Source organism: Burkholderia sp. Bmkn7, assembly GCF_041103175.1.
GTDB classification, from domain to species: Bacteria; Pseudomonadota; Gammaproteobacteria; order Burkholderiales; family Burkholderiaceae; genus Burkholderia; species Burkholderia cepacia.
In genome coordinates, this window is the sequence record NZ_JBGCUH010000002.1 from 369,174 (window position 1) to 391,428 (window position 22,255).

General features: G+C 64.7%; 12 protein-coding genes. 1 reads left to right on the top strand and 11 read right to left on the bottom strand.

The features are described from left to right. Nucleotides 1–56: 56 nt before the first annotated feature. The 7 genes from AB3K92_RS07540 to AB3K92_RS07570 form a co-directional block, all read right to left on the bottom strand. Nucleotides 57–956, bottom strand: a complete 900-nt coding sequence (locus AB3K92_RS07540) for an SMP-30/gluconolactonase/LRE family protein (protein WP_369464750.1) — start codon at nt 954–956, stop codon at nt 57–59. 51 nt (nt 957–1,007) lie between these two features. Next, a complete protein-coding gene (gene araH / locus AB3K92_RS07545) occupies nt 1,008–2,033 on the bottom strand; it encodes an L-arabinose ABC transporter permease AraH (RefSeq protein WP_048023720.1) in 1,026 nt (341 codons plus the stop codon). Between the two features lie 30 nt (nt 2,034–2,063). Beyond that, complete coding sequence (araG, locus tag AB3K92_RS07550) at nt 2,064–3,650, bottom strand: L-arabinose ABC transporter ATP-binding protein AraG (RefSeq protein WP_124626939.1); 1,587 nt, start codon at nt 3,648–3,650, stop codon at nt 2,064–2,066. A 20-nt stretch (nt 3,651–3,670) separates the two neighbouring features. Further along, complete coding sequence (locus tag AB3K92_RS07555; RefSeq protein WP_048023717.1) at nt 3,671–4,684, bottom strand: arabinose ABC transporter substrate-binding protein; 1,014 nt, start codon at nt 4,682–4,684, stop codon at nt 3,671–3,673. 92 nt (nt 4,685–4,776) lie between these two features. Beyond that, entirely contained in the window at nt 4,777–5,706 is a 930-nt protein-coding gene (locus AB3K92_RS07560) for a Gfo/Idh/MocA family protein (RefSeq protein ID WP_021163528.1), read from the bottom strand. Nucleotides 5,707–5,742: 36 nt separating this feature from the next. Next, complete coding sequence (locus AB3K92_RS07565) at nt 5,743–6,672, bottom strand: dihydrodipicolinate synthase family protein (protein WP_059693201.1); 930 nt, start codon at nt 6,670–6,672, stop codon at nt 5,743–5,745. Nucleotides 6,673–6,800: 128 nt separating this feature from the next. Continuing rightward, nucleotides 6,801–8,552 (bottom strand): IlvD/Edd family dehydratase, encoded by a 1,752-nt coding sequence (locus AB3K92_RS07570; RefSeq protein ID WP_027790240.1) that lies wholly within the window; start codon nt 8,550–8,552, stop codon nt 6,801–6,803. Nucleotides 8,553–8,666: 114 nt separating this feature from the next. On the opposite strand from AB3K92_RS07570, the gene AB3K92_RS07575 reads away from it, so the two are divergent. Continuing rightward, a complete protein-coding gene (locus AB3K92_RS07575; protein WP_059487691.1) occupies nt 8,667–9,617 on the top strand; it encodes a LysR substrate-binding domain-containing protein in 951 nt (316 codons plus the stop codon). Between the two features lie 166 nt (nt 9,618–9,783). Here the strand turns inward: AB3K92_RS07575 and AB3K92_RS07580 are convergent, their stop codons facing one another. Genes AB3K92_RS07580 through bcpA form a run of 4 tightly spaced genes read right to left on the bottom strand, consistent with a single transcriptional unit; the run spans nt 9,784 to nt 22,030 of the window. After that, complete coding sequence (locus AB3K92_RS07580) at nt 9,784–11,520, bottom strand: ShlB/FhaC/HecB family hemolysin secretion/activation protein (protein ID WP_059651502.1); 1,737 nt, start codon at nt 11,518–11,520, stop codon at nt 9,784–9,786. A 24-nt stretch (nt 11,521–11,544) separates the two neighbouring features. Further along, the gene (gene bcpO / locus AB3K92_RS07585; protein ID WP_081068677.1) at nt 11,545–11,766 is read right to left on the bottom strand and encodes a CDI system lipoprotein BcpO; all 222 of its coding nucleotides are present in this window, start codon (nt 11,764–11,766) and stop codon (nt 11,545–11,547) included. Nucleotides 11,767–11,798: 32 nt separating this feature from the next. Further along, nucleotides 11,799–12,611 (bottom strand): contact-dependent inhibition immunity protein BcpI, encoded by an 813-nt coding sequence (bcpI, locus tag AB3K92_RS07590; protein WP_175892972.1) that lies wholly within the window; start codon nt 12,609–12,611, stop codon nt 11,799–11,801. A gap of 2 nt (nt 12,612–12,613) precedes the next feature. Beyond that, entirely contained in the window at nt 12,614–22,030 is a 9,417-nt protein-coding gene (bcpA, locus tag AB3K92_RS07595) for a contact-dependent inhibition toxin BcpA (RefSeq protein WP_369464751.1), read from the bottom strand. Between the last annotated feature and the right edge of the window lie 225 nt (nt 22,031–22,255).

Below are 22,255 nucleotides of genomic sequence, written 5' to 3' on the forward strand. Positions count from 1 at the left end.
GCGCCGGCAGCGCGCGGCGGCGCGACCGGCCGCGCCGCTGCCCGCACCAGCCGTACTCAGTTCGCGGGCTTGCCCGAGAACCGCGCGGTCGGCAGCCCCGCGTGGCGCGTGCGGGCGACGAACACGCCGCCGGCGTCGGCATCGCTCGCCAGCGCGTCGTCGCTCAGCCCGACGCGCGCGCTCGTCACGTACAGCCGGCCTTCGCCGTCGAGCGCCACGCAACTCGGTTGCGCGGTCGGCACTTCGACGCGTTCCGTTTCAACGCCGTCCGGCCCGTAGCGCACCACCCGTCGGCCGCCCCACTGCGCGTTCCACAGGCCACCGTCGCGATCGACCGTCGAGCCGTCCGGATCGCCATCCGCATCGGTCAGCCGCGCGAACGATCGCACGTTCGCGACATCGCCGCCCGCGCGATAATCGCACACGAAAATCTCGCGCACCAGCGAATCGCAGAAATACATCTTCGCGCCATCCGGCGAGAACGCGATGCTGTTCGCGATCGCGGCCGGCGGCAACGCGAGCCGCTCGAGCGTGAGATCCGGATTGAGCCGATGGAACCCGCCGACCGCTTGCGGCGGCTCGCTGCCTTCGTCCTTCATCCCGAACACGAATGCGCCGGCCCCATCGCAGCGCCCGTCGTTCAGCCGCGTCGGCCGATCGGGTTCGACGTCGACGATCCGCGTGAACGCACCGCTGCGCACGTCGAAGAACGCGAGATGCGTCGCGAGCCCGACGAGCAGCACGTCCGGATCCTGCGTCAGCGCGAAACACGCGAGCCGTTCCGGCATCGGCCACTGCGCGAGGCCCGAGCCGTCCGCGCGGCAGCGCCACAGCCGCGCCCCTTCGATGTCCGTCCAGTACAGCGCGTGCGTCGCATCGCACCACGTCGCGCCTTCGCCAAGCGTGTTGCGGCTGTCCACGAGCAGCGCCGCCGCGCCCGGATGAATCTGTTGCATGCCGTCTCCCGATGTCTGTCGCCTTCGCAGGCGGCCGCGCGTTCGTCAGGGTCAGATCTTCATCGCGCGCCGCTGGTTGCGACGATACTGGTCGAACAGCACCGCGAGCAACAGAATTCCGCCGCGTATCAGATATTGGTAAAACGTCGGCACGTTCAGGAGGCTCATCGCGTCCTGCACGGAGCCCATGATCAGCACGCCGACCAGCACGCCGGAGATCGTCGCGACGCCGCCCGTCAGCGACACGCCGCCGAGCACGCACGCGGAGATCACGCCGAGCTCGAGGCCGACCGAGGTCTTCGGATCGCCGAGGCTCATCCGCGACGCGAGCATCACGCCGGCGAAGCCGGTCACGAGCCCCTGCAGCACGAACACGGTGATCTTGATGCGCATCACCGGCAGCCCCGCGAGCAGCGCCGCCTCGCCGTTGCCGCCGACGGCCAGCACGTTCTTGCCGAACACCGTCTTGCGCAGCAGGAAGCCGAACACGACGAAGCCGACGATGTTGCTCCAGATCGGATACGAGATGCCGAGGAACGACCCGCCGCCGAGATCGAAGAAGCGCTCCTCGGAGATCATCACCGCGTCGCCGTTCGACGTGATGAACGCGAGCCCGCGCACGACTTCCATCATCGCGAGCGTGACGATCAGCGAGTTGATCCGCCAGCGCGCGATCAGCACGCCGTTGACGAGCCCGACCGCGCCGCCCGCGAGCACGCCGCCGGCGATGCCGAGCACGACGCTGTGCGTCGCCGTGATCAGCGTCGACGCGACGACGCCCGCGAACGCGACGATCGACGCGACCGACAGGTCGACCTCGCCGAGCGCGAGCACGAACATCATCGTCACCGCGATCGAGCCGATCAGCGTGACCGACAGCAGCAGGCCCTGGATGTTGCGCGGCGTGAGGAAGTCCGGCACCGTCAGCGACAGCGTCGCGAACAGCACGAGGAACACCATCACGATGCCGGAGCGGTTGATCAGTTGCCACACGCCGCCGCGCGCTCGCGCGGGCGCGGCCGTGGCCGCGGCATCGGGGGACGGGGAAGTGCGTTGGGGTTGCATTGCCTGGCTCATATCAGTTGCTTTCCGGTTGACTGCAGGCCGCTAGCGCGGCAGCGCGAGCTTGATCAGCGCGTCGGGCGTCGCCTGCGCCTTCGCGACTTCGCCCGCGATCCGTCCTTCCTTCATCACGATGATCCGGTCCGACACGCCGATCACCTCGGCGAGGTCGCTCGACACGAGGATCACCGTGCGGCCCGCTTCCGCGAGTTCGTAGAACAGGTTGTAGATTTCCGCGCGCGCGCCGACGTCGATGCCGCGCGTCGGCTCGTCCATCAGGAACACGTCGATGCGCTCGGCCAGCCAGCGCGCGAGCACGACCTTCTGCTGGTTGCCGCCCGACAGCGCGCCGATCGGCGTGTCGCCGTCGCGGGTCTTGATCGCGAGCCGCTCGATATAGCGCTGCGCGAGTTCACGCTCGCGCCGCCCGTCGAGCAGCATGCGCGCCGGGCTGAAATGCCGGCGCGCGCTGATGTTCAGGTTGTCGGCCACCGACGCGATCGCGACGATGCCTTCCTGCTTGCGGTCTTCCGGGCACAGCGCGAGGCCGGCGCGCACCGCGTCGCGCGGGCTCCCGAACGCGACCCGCCGCCCGTTCAGCTCGACGTGCCCCGCGCTCGGGCGCGCGGCGCCGTACAGCAGCTTCATCAGCTCCGAGCGGCCCGCGCCGACCAGCCCGAAGAAGCCGACGATCTCGCCGCGCCGCGCGGTGAACGACACGGGCTCGGCGAGCCCGGGCCCTGCCAGCCCCTTCGCCTCGATCAGCACGTCGCCGGGTGTGCGCGGCCGGTAGCCGTACACGTCCTCGATCGAGCGGCCGACCATGCAGCCGATCAGCCGGTCGCGGTCGAGATCGGCCACGGATTCGAACGTCTCGATGCGACGGCCGTCGCGGAACACGGTCACGCGGTCGCACAGTTCATACACTTCCTCCATCCGGTGCGTGACGTAGATGATCGCGCGGCCTTCCGCGCGCAGTGCACGGATGATCCGGAACAGTTGCGCGGTCTCGCGCGCGGACAGCGAGCTCGTCGGTTCGTCGAACGCGATCACGCGCGCGTCGCGCATCAGCGCCTTGCCGATCTCGATCATCTGGCGCTGGCCGATCGACAGATACTTCACCGGAATGCCCGGATCGATGTGCTCGCCGAGCCGCTCCAGCGCATCGAGCGCGCGCACGGCAAGCGCGCGTTCGTCGACCACGCCGAGCCGGCTCGGCAGTTGCCCGAGCATCAGGTTTTCCGCGACCGTCAGCTCGGGCACGAGATGCAGTTCCTGGTAGATGATCGCGATGCCGGCCTCCAGCGCCGCGCGTGTCGACGCGAAGTGCTGCACCGCGCCGTTCAGCGTCAGCGTGCCGGCCTGCGGCTGGTTCACGCCGGACAGCACCTTCAGCAGCGTCGACTTCCCCGCGCCGTTCTCGCCCATCAGCCCGTGCACTTCGCCCGCGCGCACCGACAGCGACACGGCGTCGAGCGCGCGCACGCCCGGGAACGTCACCGTGATGCCGTCGAGCGCGAGCAGCGCCGCGTCCGGCCGCGACGTGCCGGCTGCAGCGGCTGCGGCGGCTGCGGCGGCCGTGGCTGTGTCCGTGCTGCCGGCGGATACGGTCGTCATCGTCTGCGTCGTCATCGCTTGCCCGCCCCGCACGCTCAGATGCCGAGTTCGGCGCGCACGGCCTGCCAGTTCGCGCGCGTCATCAGCTTGCCGCTCGTCTGCGTGTCGGCCGGCGGCGTCTTGCCGTTGCGAATCCAGTCGACGAGGTTCTGCGTGCTGTCCTTGCCGTGGTTCGTCGAGCTGACGGCGATCGTCCCGTAGAAGCCGGTCGGCTCCTTCTTCTGGAATTCGGCGAACGCCTCGCCGGCACCGTTGATGCCGACGCCGATCACGTCGGCGGCCGGAATATGCAGCTGTTCGGTCGCGCGCACCGCGCCAAGCACGGTTTCCTCGTTCAGCGCGTAGACCACCCACTTCTTGATGTTCGGATGCCGCGCGAGCACCGGCGCGGCCGCGCTGAAGCCGCCTTCGTCGTCGGTCGTCTTCTGCGGCGCATCGAAGATGTTCTCCTGGCGGAAGCCGTTCGCGAGCAGCGCCTGCGTCGCGCCGTCGGTGCGCAGCTTCGCGGTCGGCAGCTCGTAGTTCGTGATCCGCAGCGCGCCGACTTCCTCGGGCTTCCAGCCGCGTCGTTTCATCTCGTCGGAAATCGCCTGGCCGACCTGGTTGCCGATCTTGGTCGCCGACATCCCGAGGTGCGGCACGTTCGGCAGCGGCTTGCCGGTCGAATCGACGAGCTGGTCGTCGACGGTCACGAACTTCATGTTGTAGCGCTTTGCACGCGCGGCGATCGCCGGCCCGAGGCGCACGTCGGGCGCGCAGATCACGAAGCCCTGCGCGCCTTGCGAACCGAGGTTGTCGATCGCGGCCAGCACCTTCTCGCCGTCGGGCGTGCCGATCTTCACGACCGAGAAATTCTCCTTCTGGCCGAGCGCGGACGCCGCGTTCTGCTCGTTGATGAACCATGCCTGCTCGGGCATCTTCACCAGGAAGCCGATCTTCAGCGGCGCGTCGGCGCGCGCGGCGCCCTGCATGCCGAGCGGCGCGATGCACAGCGCGGCGAGCAGCGCGCGCAGGGTGTGTCGGCGAATCGTGTGGGTCGTGCGGTTCATGCGGTGTCTCCTTGATGTCGGCTTGTGCCGTAATGATTCGTCATGCGCGATCGCGCGTCAGCGCGCCCGCGTAGTCAGCGTAGTGAGTGCAGTCAGCGTCCGAACGCGTCGGTCTGCACGCGCCGGCCGAACAGGAACGCATCGGCGACGAGCCGCAACGGCCGCACGTCGACGTCGCTTTCACCCCGCGCGATCAGCGCATGGAAGTGCGCATACAGCGCCGGATACTCGCGTTCGGGCCCGATCTCGACCGGCTCGCCCGCGATCGACAGTTGCGCGCCGCCGCGGCTGATCGCGAGCACGCCGTCGGCCGTGTCGACCGCGATTTCCCATTGCTCGACCGGGCCGTGCCGCCAATCGAATTCCGCGCGCACGGGCACGCCGTCGGTATCCGTGCAATCGAGCTCGGCGGCGATCGGCGTCTGCACGTCGCTCGGCACGATCAGCGTCGCCTCGCGCAGCACGAGCTCGCGCGGCAGGATCCGCGTGACGATCGACAGCGCGTTGATGCCCGGATCGAACACGCCGAGGCCGCCCGGTTCCCAGATCCATTGCTGCCCCGGGTGCCAGCGCCGCACGTCCTCCTTCCAGCGCACCTGCACCGCGCGGATCGTGCGGGTCGCGAGCCACGCGCGCGCGGGCTCCACCGCGCTCGCGCAGCGCGAATGCCACGTGGCGAACAACGTGAGCCCGCGCTCGCGCGCGAGCGCCTCCAGCACGGCCACTTCGCCGAGCGTCGCGCCCGGCGGCTTCTCGAGCATCACGTGCTTGCCGGCCTCGAGTGCGGCGCGCGCCTGCGCGTAGCGCACCTGCGGCGGCGCGCACAGCGACACGGCGTCGAGCTCGCGCTCGGCGGCCAGCAGCGCGCGCAGGTCGCGATAGTTGCGCACGCCGGCGACTTCCGCATGGCGGCTCGCGCACGCGGTCAGCTTGAAGCCCGGTTCGGCGTCGATCGCCGGCAGATGCTGGTCGCGCGCGATCTTGCCGACGCCGACGATACCCAGCGAAACCTGATCACTCATCGTGCATGCCTCCTTCGCGAATCGTTCGGTGGTCGTTCAGTGCGCCCAGCGCAGCACGAGCGGATCGAGCCGGCGCGCGATCGCGAGCAGTTCCGCGCGCGTGTCCGGATGCAGTTCCGGCATCGGATGCCGTGGCCGCTCGCACGCGATTACGCCGCCTTCGCGCATCAGCGCTTTCGCGGTGAGGATCCCGGACTGGCGGTTCTCGTGATTGATCAGCGGCAGCCACGCCTGATAGCGCTCGAAAGCGTCGTCGTGGCGCCCTTCGCGCCAGGCTTCGAGAATCGGCCGGATGCCGTCCGGAAACCCGCCGCCCGTCATCGCGCCGGTCGCGCCGGCATGCAGGTCGGCGAGCAGCGTGATCGCCTCCTCGCCGTCCCACGGCCCCTCGATCGCGTCGCCGCCGAGCCGGATCAGCTCACGCAGCTTGTTCGCCGCCCCGGGTGTCTCGATCTTGAAGTACGCGACCTGCTCGATCTCGCGCGCCATCCGTGCGAGGAACGGGGCCGACAGCACCGTGCCGCTCGCGGGCGCATCCTGGATCATGATCGGGATGTCGATCGCGTCCGAAACGCGCGCAAAGAAGTCGAAGACCTGCGCTTCCGGCACGCGGAACGTCGCGCCGTGATAAGGCGGCATCGCCATCACCATCGCCGCGCCGAGCTGCTGCGCGCGCAGGCTGCGCGCCGCGCACACCTGCGTGCCGTAGTGCGACGTCGTGACGATCACCGGCACGCGGCCCGCGACGTGTTCGAGGATCGTGCGCGTGAGCACGTCGCGTTCGTCGTCGGTGATCGCGAACTGCTCGGAGAAATTCGCGAGGATGCACAGCCCGTCGGAACCCGCGTCGATCATGAAATCGACCGCGCGTTTCTGGCTCGCGAGGTCGAGCTCGCCGGTGTCGGTGAAGGTCGTCGGGACGACGGGGAAGATGCCGCGATAACGCGGCGTGCTGCTCGATGTCATGGTTCGCGTCCTGCTTCGGCGTCGGTGGTGACCGGCCGTCATGCGTTCACGGTTTCACGAAGCGGGCCCGGGCGGGCCCGCAACCGGCTGCGGCGCGCGTGTGTGGCACCTCTCGCGCCGCCTGCCGCTCAATGCGAATGGCTCGGCACGTCCGCGCCGCGCGTGCCGACCAGGAAGTCGAGGTCGCACCCCTCGTCGGCCTGCAGCACGTGATCGATGTACAGCCGGGCGTAGCCGCCCTTGCCGAGCTGCCCGGCCACGCCCGGCGCCGCGGTCGGATCGACGTCCGACAGGCGGCGCTGCAGTTCGTCATCCGGAATGTCGAGATGCAGCGTGCCGGCCTCGCAGTCGAGCTCGATCCAGTCGCCGTTGCGCACGGCCGCGAGCGGCCCGCCAGCGGCGGCCTCCGGCGCCACATGCAGCACGACCGTGCCGTACGCGGTGCCGCTCATCCGCGCGTCGGAAATCCGCACCATGTCCTTCACGCCCTGGCGCAGCAGCTTCGGCGGCAGCCCCATGTTGCCGACCTCGGCCATCCCCGGATAACCGCGCGGCCCGCAGTTCTTCAGCACGAGCACCGAGCTGGCGTCGACGTCGAGCGCCTCGTCGTTGATCGTCGCCTTGTAGTGGTCGAGGTTCTCGAACACCACCGCGCGGCCGCGATGCTTCAGCAATTCGGGGCTCGCCGCCGACGGCTTCAGCACCGCGCCGCGCGGCGCGAGGTTGCCGCGCAGGATGCAGATGCCGCCGTCCGCGATCAGCGGCCGGTCGAGCGGGCGAATCACTTCGTCGTCGTAGTTCGGCGCTTCGCGCACGTTGTCCCACAGCGACTTGCCGTTCACCGTCAGCGCGTCCGGGTGCGGCAGCAGCCCGCCTTCGCCGAGCCGGCGCAGCACGGCCGGCAGCCCGCCCGCGTAATAGAACTCTTCCATCAGGAAGCGCCCCGACGGCATCAGGTCGACGATCGTCGGCGTGTCGCGGCCGATGCGCATCCAGTCCTCCAGTTCGAGCGGCACGCCGATGCGTCCGGCGATCGCCTTCAGGTGGATCACCGCGTTCGTCGAGCCGCCGATCGCCGCATTCGCGCGGATCGCATTCTCGAACGCCGCGCGCGTGAGGACCTTCGACAGCACGAGCCCTTCGAGCGCCATCTCGACGATGCGGATGCCGGACATGTGAGCAAGCACGTAGCGGCGCGAATCGACGGCCGGAATCGCCGCGTTGTGCGGCAGCGCGACGCCGAGCGCCTCGGCCATGCACGCCATCGTCGACGCGGTGCCCATCGTGTTGCAGGTGCCGGCCGAGCGCGACATGCCGGCTTCGGCCGACAGGAAATGATGCAGGTCGATCTCGCCGGCCTTCAGTGATTCATGCAGCTGCCACACGGCCGTGCCGGAGCCGATGTTCCTGCCTTCGAGCTTGCCGTTCAGCATCGGCCCGCCCGACACGACGATCGCCGGCACGTCGCAGCTCGCCGCGCCCATCAGCAGCGCGGGCGTCGTCTTGTCGCAGCCGGCGAGCAGCACGACCGCGTCGATCGGATTGCCGCGGATCGCTTCCTCGACGTCCATCGATGCAAGGTTGCGCGTGAGCATCGCCGACGGGCGCAGGTTCGATTCGCCGTTCGAGAACACCGGGAACTCGACCGGGAAGCCGCCCGCTTCGAAGATCCCGCGCTTCACGTGCTCGGCGAGCTTGCGGAAGTGCGCGTTGCACGGCGTCAGTTCGGACCACGTGTTGCAGATGCCGATGATCGGACGGCCATCGAACTCGTGATCGGGAATGCCCTGATTCTTCATCCAGCTCCGGTACATGAAGCCGTTCTTGTCGTTCGTGCCGAACCATTGGGCGGAGCGCAGCCTGGGTTTTGTTGCCGACATCGTCAGTCCTGTGGTGACGGGATACCGGCGCAGTCTAGGCAGAATTTTGATAACTGGCTAATGACGTTTTTGGCGATTACGATATCGATTCCGATATCGATATAAACCCGTACGATGCCCGAAGCCAGCCCGTGGGGAAACCGTGGCCGCCTGAAGACGCGCCAGCTTCTGCTGGTCGTCGCGCTTGCCGACGAAGGCAGCATCCACCGCGCGGCGGCCGCGCTGAACATGACGCAGCCGGCCGCGTCGAAGCTGCTGCGCGAACTCGAGGAATCGATCGGCGCGGTGCTGTTCGAACGCCTGCCGCGCGGGATGCGGCCGACGCTGTACGGCGATGCGCTGATCCGTCACGCGCGCGCGGCGCTCGGCAGCCTCGACCAGGCGCACGAGGAACTGGCCGCGCTGAAGGCCGGCCATCTCGGCCACGTGGCGGTGGGCGCGATCACGTCGCCGGGCTTGCGGCTCGTGCCGCCGGCGGTGGCCGCGGTGAAGGGCACGCATGCGGGCCTGCACGTATCGGTCGAGATCGACACCAGCAACGTGCTGCTCGAGCATCTCGCGCAGGACAAGATCGACATCGTGGTCGGCCGGCTTTCCGCCGAACACGACAAGCTGCGGCTGCGCTACGAGCCGCTGACCGGCGAGTCGGTGGCGGCCGTCGTGCGGACCGGCCATCCGCTGCTCGCGCAGGCGCCGCTGGCGCTCGCGGACGTGCAGCGCGCCGCGTGGGTCGTGCCGCCGGCCGGCAGCGTGCTGCGCCATCGCTTCGAGCTCGTGTTCCAGCGCGCGAGCCTCGCGCCGCCGGCGAACCTCGTCGAGACGTCCGCGCTGCTGTTCATCACGCAGCTGCTCGAACAGAGCGACATGATCGCGGTGCTGGCCGAGGACGTCGCGCGCTACTACGCGCGGCACGGGATCGTCACGATGCTGCCGCTGGAGATGGATTGCCGGATGGACGATTTCGGGATCATCACGCGCACCGACCGGCTGCATTCGCCGGCCGTCGCAGTGATGGCCGATGCGATTCGCGCGGCGGCGCGGGGGGTTTATGGGGTCGTGCCGTGAGATAGCGGTAGGGTAGGGTTCCACCGCCGGACGTGGAGAGCAAGGTCGCCGTTCGGGGCTTTCCGACAACAGTACCCGCTCTATACGGTCGAAGTCGTCGGCTCTCGAGCCTCGCCACCACCCTCTCCAACGACGGCGGGCCGGGTGCCGCATTGCGCTCGCTTCATTAGAACTGTGCCGTGACCTGAAAACCCACCGTCACGCGTGCCGTTGGGAATCCGGATGGCTTGTAGATCGGTGTGCCGGCAAACAGGTCGTAACCGTAGGCTCCCAATCGAGTCGCGACGCTGCCCTTTACGCCGATCACGGCGCCTGCCAGTTGCGTGCCCACCAGCGCGACCGGCTGCGGGCCCCACACTCGACCGTAGTCGAGGCCCGCGTAGACCGCCATACCCGTCTTCCCGATCGACGCCTGCAATTCGTTGCGCCAGTAGAAGCCGCGAGAAGCCGCCAGCATCGTCTCTCCGTCAAAGCCGCGTACCGTATAGCGGCTGCCGATCGTCAGGTCGTCAATGTAGTACAGCGTGTTGCCCGTGTACTGGCCATGAAATGTCGTGACATAGCGAAACGGATGCTGCGCGATCGCGAACGGCACCGACAGGTTCGCGTCGAGCACGGCCATCCTGTAGCGGTAGGTCGGGCCGCCGTCGGCCGCCAGCATGTCGTCCTGCGCGCCGAATGCGCCGATGCCCTGTCGGTACGCGAGCGTGCCGTCGAACTGCGCGTTGCCGAAGTAGTGCCGATCGGTCAGGCCGAACTCGACGAACGTATTGTTGCGGCGCAGCTGCGGAATCTCGGTGTCTTCGATGAAGCTTTGCCCGAAGCGGCGCGACACCCGAAACTGCACACCGAACACGTCGTTCTGGCTGCGCGACAGCACGCGGTTCAACTTGAAGTCGACCGTCTTCGAATTGCCGCTCGCGATGAACGTCTGGTTCACGCCGGCGATCTGCTGGTAGTACGTGCTCGTATATGCGGAGAGCGTCGCGGTCCAGTAGCCCCATGGAATCGAATAGAAACCGTTCCACCCGTGCGAACCGAGCCGCTTGTCGCCGAACTCGAGATCCTGGCTCACGCCGATGTTGAAGATGTCGTTCAGGCCGAGCGGGTTATCTATGCCGAGCGACAGGTTGCCCTGCAAGCGGCCGGTCGCACGCGTGCCTGAGTTGTCGATCGACGCGACGACGGTCCACGGCTTGTCGCGCTTCACGTCGAGCACGACGTCGCTTTCGCCGGGCACGTCGGCTGGCACGATCTGCATCGACACGTCCTGGCTCGACACTCGCTTCATCTGCTCCAAACCTTGCTCAAGGTCGCGCAGGTTGAGCAGTTCGCCGTCGCCGGTCGGGAAGGCGGTCTTCCAGGTGCCGCGCAGCTTCTCGCCGGCAAAACGTACATGGCGGATTACGCCGGGGATTAGCGAAAATTTGAGGGCGCCGGTCGACAGATCCTGTTCGGGCAGCAGCACGCGCGTCGTGACGTACCCGCGTGCCAGAATGGCTTGCGACAGACCCTTGACGAGCATGTCGAGTCCCTGTTTGCCTACACACTGCCCAGTGTAGTGCTCGAGCCATTCGCGCGCGAAGGCGAAGCGATCCATCGGCAACGCCGACGCGCCTTGCAACTTCAGGGAAGCGGGTAGCCCATCGGGTACGTCGAGTGCGAAGCGGTCAATGCGAAAGCAGGGCGTTTCGGACGGCAGCGTGGGATACCCAGCGCTTGCCGCCACGTTCGATCGTACCCCGGGCGCGGTGACGGCCCGTTCGCGCTCACGTGCCTCTTCCTGCTGTCGGGTTTGCTGGTCGTTGCCCGGAATGATCAGGCGCGGCGCTTCCTGCGCCGACGCGGCCATTGGAATCAACCATGCGGCCGACAGCAGCACGACCGGGGTACGGATTGTCATAGAGGTGGTGTTGTTCGTTCGATTTTATGGTTTGGGTGCTAAATGCCCCGGAATCCAAACCCATTCGGTACCGCTCCATTTCCAGAAGCCCATCACCCAGATCGTGCTCGACCACGACGGCAACACAGGCTCCATTTCCGGTTTCGGCGGAGGACGCGGCGGTGCATCAGGTGGCACGGTCTCGCATGCAGCGAGAAGCGTCGACATGACAAACGCTAGGGCTACGGGCCATTTGGATTTCTTCATCGTTGCCTCAAAGCGAGTGCGATGTGCGCCGATCACGTCTTAAACCACCGGGAAACGCGGCCAATCAGTCCCTGCGGAGGCGGCACCCACCCCGGCTTCAGAAAGTCGTAGACGTCATCGTAGTGATCGAGTGGCTTGACTGGCATCAACTCCATTGGCACCAGCGGATGGTCGATTTCAATTTGGATACCACGTCGCCAGCAAATTTTTGTCTCAAGCGTCCCAAGGTATGAGATGAAGTTCTCCAAATCCGGCCAAACGCATTTGACGTTTGCGTGCCGCTTTTCGATCAACGCCCTTAACCCTGCGGCATCGCGAGCTAGAAGCAATGAGAAAAAATACTCACCATTTGAAATGGCCTGCCGATCAGCTTTGGTTCCATTTTTTTTCACCTCCTCGATACGCGCCCCCAACTCCTGATCCTTACCCAAGATCGCGAGCTGGAATCTGTATTGAAACGCTGCCGCCGATTTTGGATCATTTCTTCCATTCAACAGCGTCGACGTTTCCATACGCGCCGCTGCCTCAATAACACTTTCGTTATCAGACAAGATCGCACAGAGCATCTCAAGTCCTGTGGTGAAACTAGCACCTCCATCCAAATCGCAACTCGCTATGGATAACTTTGACGATAGATAAAAATTTTGCTTGCTCGCAGCGATATTTCTATCGGAAAAATAATCAAAAACTGCCTGTGCTCGCGCACGACTTGCCAATGCATTGTAAACAATGCCAAGGCGAACTTTATTTCGTCGATATATCGCATCATGAACAAGCTCGGGAATTCCATTTCTCTCAATTTGAACAAAATTCGCCAATTTATCCAATGCTGTTCGATTTGTCATGGTTAATTCCGGGGAATCTTTACAATAACCATTCCATTGGAGTCAACTCCGGAAACCAACTTCACTAGCTTTCCTTTCTTCATGGCTTGCTCTATAACAGTTGCCGTGTTAACGAATTGCGGGTCCTCGGTGTCTTTCAGACGTTTAATGGCGTATTCCACCCAATTATCCGTTTGCTGAGTCGGAAGTCCGGTCGCCGGGTTTTCAGGATTTAAGTTAATCGAGCCAGATTTGTTCAACGGCTTTACTTCATTGACGTAGACAGTGTCGCCCTTGATGTAGACGCCGTCAAAGCAATTGGCCCCACACTTCCCATCAAGCGGCGTAAAGCCATTCCGTACGAAGTAGTTGTTCGCCACATATTCACGGGCCTGTCCCTGCAAATCCTTGGACGGCAGCTGGTCGAGTTGTGACAGCACGCCTTGTTCTGCGGTATTCAATTTCACCGGCATGCTCTCCATCGTCACCTTGCCGGTGCTGATGAACCCTTTGCCCGTCGGATTCACCGGCCCCGCCAACCAAACATCAATCGACTCGCCCACGCGCGCGGCTGTCGACGCGATTTTGTTGGTAAGGATACCGCCGATGACTGTTTCCTCGATCGTGTAATCGGGTTTCACGGAGCCGTTTTGCGTCGCGAAGGAATCCACTCGATTCTGATCGCGTTGGCTCGCACCCGCCACGATCGAGCCAGGCAGCGAGCCCAATATCGCATTGAGGCTTTGATTGGAACGTTGCTCCGGTGTCGCACTGAAATACGTCTGAGCCGAACCGTCGGAGATGATCGGCGTGCCGCGGACCAGAATCGGCTTGCCCATATACTGCGACAACATATCTTGCGCGGTCTGAAGGTTCGCCAGGTAGGAACTGAGGCCGCCCATTGCACCTTCGCTGGTCGGATTGTTAGCCGTCTGGATCAGCGTCTGGAGATACCCCATGTTTTCCTTGTTGGCGGTGTCGTCGACCATTCCCTTCGCCGCGCGCTCGAGCATGTCGGTCCAGTAGGTCGTTGCCTTCGCCACGCAACTGGAATCGCCACGGCATACCGCCTGCGCTTTTTCCTTTGCGAGCTGCTCGACAACCTTCACCTCTTCTACGTGAAGCTGCCGATTGTAAAGCTCGTTGTTGACGGCCGAACCTGCACCGGCCAGCGCACCGTATGAACCGCCACCTGCGACAGCGCCAGCCGCCGCACCGCCCGCCGTCGCCACGATCTCGTTCAGCGCATTCCGCGCGGCGGCTTGTGCGCTCAGCGGCAACTGGCTCACGGTCTGATCGATGATAGGCTGCGCCAGCGACTGCAACACGTCTCCGGCCAGCGAACCCGCGACCGCTCCACCGATGTTCCCACCCGACAGCGCTGCCCCGATCGCCGCCACTGCGGCGTGCAGCGCGTCACGACCTGCACCGCCTTCGCCGAACACCGCCTTCATCTGCGGGCTGCTGTTTTCCAGCTGCGTCGCCGCTTCCGCCACCGCGAAAGTCGCGACCTTGCCGAACGCCTGGGCGAAGGCCATATTGTTCTGGACCTTCTGCAGGTTGAACGTGTTCTCCACCGTCTGGTTCGCGTTCGTCGTGTCACGCGACAGGCCGGACGTGCTGTCCGTGCCGTTCTGCTCATCCGATTTCACGACAATCTTCGCCGGGCTCACCGCCGCGTGCGTGACGCCGCTTGCGCTATCGCTCGTCTGCGCGAAGCTCGGACCGCCCGACGTCGAAAAACCTTCCGACGAGCCCGAATACGACATCTTGTTCTGGATGTCGGTAAATCCGAGGCTGCCGGTCGTCAGCGTATTGTTGTCGGCCGGCGCCGCGCTCGCGATCTGCGCGCCATTGAGCTGCGTATGGCCCGTCACGTTGACATCGAACCCTCCCTTGCCTGCCACGATGCCAGTTTGCTGGTTCGCCGACGCATAGTTCGCGTCGATACTGGTATGGCCGATCGACGCGTCAACGCCACCACCATAGCCGAACGTAAAGCTGCCACTGACGCCCGTGTTGTGCTGGTTGCTGCTGTAGTTCGACGTATCCTGAAGGCTCGTCATCGTCAGGTCTCCGCCGACATCTACCTTGACCTTGTCGCCAGACACCTTGGCGCCCGACAGCGTCGTGTCACCGCCCGACATCATCGTCAGCGAGTTGCCGGCCGCCACCGTCGTGTTGGTTTGCGTCACGCTGTCGCCGTTGCCCTGGCCATGCGAATTCGAGCCATTCGCAAAGACGCTGATGCCCGTGTTCTTGCCCACGCCGATCGCGACGCCCGCATTCCAGCCAGTCGAACTGTTCGAGCTCGTGCTCTGATCGGTGCTCTGCGCGCTTTGCAGCGTGATCGCGTGGTTGGCGTCGAGAGCAACATTCTTGCCGAGTACCGACGCTCCGGTCATCGCGATGTTGCCGGTACCTGCCTGAACATTTCCGTCCGCGTCCGGCGCGCCGGTCGCAGTAATGGAGACGTTGCCGTTGCCGATGATCGACGAACCTTTCGCGCTCGAGATCGATGTCGTCGCATTGCTGCTGCTATGGCTCGATCCGATGCTGAGCTGTACCTGAACACCCTTGGCAGCCTCGCTTACGTTGCCGTTCGACAGGGCATTGGCCGCGTCCTTGATCCCACCGCGGTTCTGGTAAGCCTGCTCGGCGGCCGCCACCGCCTGCACTGCCACGAGACGCGAGTCACCCGACTGCTGGCCTTGGCGGACCGCACCTGCCATCGACTGTCCGAGTCCAACCAGGCCGCCACCCAATCCGACGCTCAAACCCGATTGGCTGAACTGCTGAGACTGCGCGTCCTTGTAGGTATCGTATGCAGCATTTACGGTCACGTTCTGTGCCGTGATGCCGACATCCTGGCCCGCAACGACCGTACTGCCCGCAATCGACGCATCCTTCCCTGCCTGGATCGTCACATTGCCCTGCGATGACCCGATCACACTCCCTTTGTTCGTCACGGAACTGCTTTGGTCTTGCTGCGCGGCCGAGCGTGAGCCCACTGTCACAGACAAACCACCATTCGTGAGCAGACCCGACTCCTTCTTGTCGAAATAGCTGGACGATTGAGTCGTGTCTTGTGAGGTCGTGACGTTGACGTCGCGCTTCGCCTGCAAGGTGACGTCGTCCGTACCAACGACGTTGCTGCCCGTCACGTTGATGTCGCGGTTGCTGACGATGTTGACGCCGTCGGCCGACACCGTGCTGCCTTGGCTATAGGTCGCCGTCTGGTCGATCCCGCTCGCGATCTTCGCTCCGCTGACAACATTGCTGTGGCTATGCGTTTCGTGAGAGTTCAACTCGTGCGTTTCGGTTGCGGTGCCGATATTCACATCGCCGGCCGCCAGCAGGTTCGCATTACCTTTATCCAGGCTGATCGTGCTACCGCTGATTGTAAGATCCTTGCCTGACGCCAGCGTAACGGTATCGCCGCCCTTGAGCGTCGTGCCGGTCAGCGCCTGATCGGACGTGTGCAGCGTTTCCGCATAGCTGCCGTGACTATCACTGCCTGAACTGTTGCTGTTGACCGTCGACGTCGCGCTCGCCGCGCCGAGCGTCACGTTACCCTTGGCGGCGATCGTCCCGCCCTGGCCGAGGTCGATCTGCGCGCCCTTGGCCGTCAAGTCACCCCCCACGCCGATGCTCGACTGCCCACCAACCTTCACCGAGCTGCCGGTGACCGTGTTGATGTCGGTGTTCGATACGCCGTTGGCGCGTTGCACGATCTTGTGCTCGCCCGTCTGCACCGCACCGAGATCCCAGTTGCCGCCGACGTTCATCCCGAGGTTGCCGCCTACCGACAGATTGCCCGCGTTCTGCTGGAAGGTGCCGCCGGTGACGAGCGACGCGTCACCCGCGACCTCCAGCTTGGCGGTCGGCCCGAGCGTCGTCACTACACTCGTCGCGCCGTCCCGACTCACGCGCGTATTCGTCTTCGTCGCCGTGTCGAGAATCAAGTCCTTGCCGGCATCAAGCTGAAGGCTGCCCGCCTTCACGTTCGCCGACGTCAGATCGATGTTGTTCTCTGTCTTCAGCGACATCAGCCCACCGCTTTGCAGCGCGCCGAATGCGTTGTCGATCTGCTTGCCCTGGATTGCCAGCGTATTGTCCGCCTTGATCGTGCCACTGTTCGCGAACGACTGCGCGTTCTGGAAATCGATGTTCGTTGCGCTGATCAGCGGGCCGTCGATGTTCTGCTGGCTGGCCTTCGCGAGATACACGACGGGCACCAACACCGACTGACCGTCGACCACACGCGTTTCCATCATGATTACGTTGCTGGTCAGCTTCGATACCTGATCGGCAGACAGGCTCGCGCCGATCGGGAGATCGAGCGATTTCGACAGGCTCGCACCAGCCGCCATCAACGACTGGTACATCGTCTCCAGGTCGGCGTACGGCCCGAGTACCGCCTTGCCGGTCAACGACGTGACTTCGTTGCGCACAAGCTGCTGCTCGTAGAAACCGTCGCCGAGGCGCTTGGGGATGTGCGTGAGATCGACGCCAAGCTGGCCGAAGAAGTAGTCGCTCGAAATGAAATTCTTCTGGTTCGTGAACGCAGGGTTCGTCTCGATCACATAGCTCGCGTTCGGCGCGGTAGTCGGTTTGAACAATCCGCCCTGCGGAATGGCGAGATTGTTCAGCACGTTCAGCGCCGTCGCACTGGCGATGATCGGGTCGACCGGCGCGGGCGCACCACCGTGCACGGACGACGCCCCCGATTTCGCACCGCTCGCGTTCCCGCTCAGATTGGTAGGCGTGAGACCCGGCACCGACTGTCCCGGCAGCAGGCCGAGCGACGGAATCGATGCGTTACCCGCCGAGTTGTTGACACTCACTCCAGTGCCGGAAATCGTACCGTTCGAATTCAACGTCGCATCGTAACGCGGCAACTTGTAGTCTTTGATCGATGCTGGCGCCGCCTGCGTGTAGCCACCCGGCCGAGAGCCGACAAACGGTGCAGTGCCGAACGGAAGCTTCCAGTCATATTCAGAATTGTCGTAATTGTTGTAGTGATATTGCCCCGAGTAGGAAACCGACACGCCCGGCAGTTTCTGACCGGACGCCGCCCAGCCGTCGGCATCGTAGCGGGCTGGCATCTTGATGTCGCCGACCGCCGCGATGTTGCTCCAGTAGTTTTGCAGCGTACCGACCGAAGAGGCGTCGATCTTGCCGCCCGACACGATCTGGGCGGCCGGGCTGATGTCCGTTACGGTCGTCGCCGTCGCGCTGTCCGCATAGTAGGTCGTGAACTGATACGTGCTGTTCCACTGACCGCCGTGAGGCGGCTCAGTGTAGACGCCGCCGATGCTGTACGGATCCTTCACGCCGACCTGGCCCGTGCGTCCGCTGATCGGAATGCCGAACTGCGCGAGAGAAGCCGGATCGATCTGGCTGGTGGAAGTTTTCATCACGCGGCGCGTGCTTGTCACCTTGTCGGCATGCAATTCCATGTCGCCGCCGGACTGGATCAAGGCAGACACGTTGTTGACCAACGCTGCGTTCGTGTAGTTGCCACTCGCGTCCTTGCCGCCCGCCAGCACGACCTTGCCCATCCCGAAGATGGCCGTCGTCGCCATCGAGTCGGTGGCCGTCGTGTCGTCGCGGTTTTCGATGTCATGCGCGAGGATTTCGAGCGTACCGTTGCTGTCCGATCCGCCGATCAGCGCGGTCGGCCCAAGGTTCGAGATCGTATTCGTCGCGTTGAGCGATACGCTGGCGCCGACCAGCGCCCCCGTGTTGGTCAAATCGGTCGACTGCATACGCAGCAAGCCGCCGGCCGTCAGGGCGCCCGCGTTGACGATGTTGCCCGCATTGACGCTCAGGTTGTTGACCGACTGCAGGTTCGCGTTGTTCGTAAAGGTGCCGGGCAGCGTGAAGGCGAGATCGTGACCGACTTTGAACTGCGTGTCGGATGCCGCCGTGTAGTCGCCCTGCAGGTTCACGGTGGCGTCGTGCGCCGCGCTGTATGTGCCGCCACCTTGCAGCGTGGCCGCTGCGACCGACAGGTCGTGCGTCGAGCCGATCTGGCCGTTCGTGTTCGTGACCGCGCCGGTCGTCGTAACGTTCACGTTGCCGTTCGAATTCGTGACGTTACCGATGATGCCGCCGCTGTTGTCGAGCGAGTTCCCCTGGACATGCAGCGATGCCCCACTGAGCTGACCGCCCTGCGTATTGCTGATCGATGCCGCGCTGACCGTCACGTCGCCGTTACCGGTAATCGCACCCATGCCGGACACACCGCCGGCATGACTGTTCGCGATCTGGTTGTCGCCTTGCACCGTCATCTTGCCCGCACCGAGGTCGACAATGGCGCCATCCGCGTTGTCGATCGAAGCCGATTGAATGTCGAGTGTGCTGGTGTCACCAGCAGTAGATTGTCCGGCCTGAACGTGGCCGCCTTGGTTCGACAGGGCACCGCCGCTCTTCAACGACAGCGACGCGTCCGATCGCAGCAGGCCCTGCGCGTTGTTCACGTCGCCTGCAATGGTCGCGTTGATGCCGCGTTGCGCGGCGAGGATACCGCTCGCGTTGTTCCAGGCGGCCGCGTTGACGATGGCTTGCCCCTTCGTCACGATGGTGCCCGACGCGTTGTTCAGCGCGCTCGAGCCATTGCCCGGCGCGATCGTCAGGGTGCCCGTGCCGGCATGTGTGATGGTGCCACCCGCGTTGTTCAGCTCGGCGGGCTTGAGCGTCAGATCCGTGCTGTTGGTCTGGATCACGCCAGCGGCCGAGTTGTCGAGCGTGCCGCTGACATTCATGCCCATCGTTGACGCCCCATACTGCGTAATCGTGCCGCTGTGGTTGACGAGGTTTGCGGCCGTGAGCCCAAGCTGATTGGCCTCGAGCTTGCCGCCGCTGTTGTCGAGCGTCGACGCGGCTGTGATCGACAGGTTCGGCGCGACGATCGAACCGCCCTGGTTCGTCATCGAGCCTGAGTGGATTGTCGCGTTCGTGCCCGCACCGATCTGGCCGCCATCGTTCGTCAGCATGCCACTGGTGACGCTCAGATCCGTATTCGACAACAGCTTGCCGCTCGCATTGTTCAGCGTGCCGGCGACGGTTGCCGTCAGTCCGCTCTGCGCGTTGATCGAGCCCGCCGCGTTGTTTAGCGCGCCGGTTTGGGCGGCGACGCGTCCGTTGCTCGCGATCGAACCGCCTACGTTCGATATCGAGCCCGAGCCGCCTCCGAGCGTCAGTGTGCCGTTGCCGGCATGCGTGATCGTCCCGCCGTCATTCGCGAGTGCGGTGGGGGTGAGCGCCAGGTCGGTGCTGTTGGTTTGCAGCGTGCCGCCTTTGGAATTGTCGAGCGTACGCGACACATTGACGGCCATCGGGCCGGCGCCCGTCTGCGTGATCGTGCCACCGTGGTTCACGAGGTCGGTTGCAGTCAGCGAAAGCTGGACGGCCTGAACGTCTCCCGCGCTGTTGTCGAGGGTCGTGCCGGTCAGCGCGGCCGTCAGACCGACGATCGAGCCGCCGTTGTTGACCAGGCGCGCGCCCGCGTCGACAACCACCTTTTGCGCCGCCTGCAGCGTGCCACTGCCGTTGTCGACCGACTGGCCCGATACCCGCAGATTCGCATTGGAGGTGATCGCGCCACGATTGACAACGTTTGCGCCTTGGACCGACACATCGCCGTTGCCGCCGATAACGCCGCCGTGCGCGCCGTTCGCGGTCGTGCCCGCCGCATTGGTCAATTGACCGGTGGTCATCACCGACAGGCCGTCGCCGTTAAGCGACGTGATCCGGCCGGCCGTGTTGTCCAGCGACGCGCCGGCCACCGTCATGCCGGCCGCGCTTTGAACGGTGCCCCGGTTGTTTGCGATGGCGCCACCACGCACGTCCGCCGTACTTTCGGATACCAGTCCGCCGGACTGGTTGGCGATCTGGCCGGCGACACTCACCGACAACGGCCCCTGCGACGAGATCTCGCCACCCTGATTCGACAGATTGCCACCGGTCAGCGTCGTGCTGTCGCCGCTCGACAGGTTGCCGTGATCGTTGATCACTGTGCCCGATGCGTTCGCCTGAATGGCGCCTTGCGCGCTCGTCGTCGCGTTCGAGAGGTTCACGTCGCCGACCGTCGCGTTCAGCGACAGATTGCCGTTCGCCGCTGTCTGGCTGCCGGCGAGATTCATGCTGCCGCCCGTCAGCGATGCATTGCCGCCCGCCACATTCCGGCCGGTCGCGGTCAATAGGCCCGACGCCGTCAGGTTCAAGTCGCCGCTGTGTGCGACGGTGCCGTCATTGTTCACGCCGGCGCCGAGCGTGCCGGTCGCGTTGACGCTCCCGGCATTCACTGCCGTATTCTGCTGCGCCGCGAGCGTGCCGGTATTCGTGAGATCGGCGCTCGTATTGGCCGAGAGCGATTGCTGCGCGTACGTTATGCCGCTGTTCTGGATACCACCCGACGCCGACAGCGCCATATTGCCGCTTGCCGTAGTCTTGCCCGTGAGCACGAGCCGGCCGTTCGACTGCAACGTCAGGTCGCCTGCCTGCGCAGCGATGGTGCCGGCGTTGGCGACCCCCACACCAAACTCGTTCGATGCAAGCACGATCCGATTGGCATACATACCACCCAGCTGGCTCACGTCGATCGCGACCGCCGGAGCGGAGCCGTCGCCGTCGATCGGCGTCGCGGCAAGCGTGTTGTGGTTGACCTGGGTGGCACCTGCGATCACGTTCAGGTTCTTCGCATAGATAGCGGAATTGACCTGTACAGCGCGAGCGATAAGGTCCACCTGATCGGTGCCGGTAGCGTTCAGGCCCGCGCCCGAGACAGTCACAAGCCCACGGTCGACCTTGTAACCGGCGAGCGAACCATCGGCGCCGTAGAACGGCACGCCAGTCGTCAAGGTCGCGCGACTGGTATTCAGGAAGGTTCCACCATCCACTAAAATCCCGGACGGGTTAGCGATGACCAGCTCTGCGCGAGTGCCTGCGATCTCCAAGGCGCCGCGAATTTGAGATGGGTTCGGGCTGTTGACCTGGTTGACGATGATCCGCGCGACCTGCCCGGCTCCGTAATTCGGGTTGCCGTTGATCCAGCCCGCCTGCTGCGTCTGAACCATCGTGGCGGAGTTGTTCAGGATCGCGCCAGCCTTTTGGATATCGAACTGGTTGTAGGTGTTGACCGACACGCCGGCCCCCGAAGGCTTGGCCACGTTGACTTGGGGCAAGCCGTTCGGCGTCTGGATCACCTGCGTGCTGGTGCCGGGCGTCGGGATGATCTGCGCATCGGACAGGGTGGGGAGCATGCCGAGTGCGGCGACGCCCGCCACAAGGACGCGAGCGCCGGACGTCGACGACCGCCGCCGCGCGCGAGCTTCGCCTGTTGCGGATTTCCCTTCAGCTGTCGCTGTCTCCGCGACGGCCACCACCATACCCCGAAGCCTGGAAAACACCAGACGGTGCGCATTCTTATTCATTCTGGTCGACGCGGCCCGCGTCCGTTCGTTTGGTTATTGAACGCGATCTTACCGAGCCGATCGAAAGGCAACTGTCAACAAATGCCAAGCCGTTGAATGGAAACCACAAATTCCGAATTTCAGTCTCGTCTGATTGACATGGAATCGGACATCCCCAATCGGTTTCTCAAAGAATCCGTCGGCCAGACCAGATCGATTTCAAGCGGACCTTTCGTATATCCACCT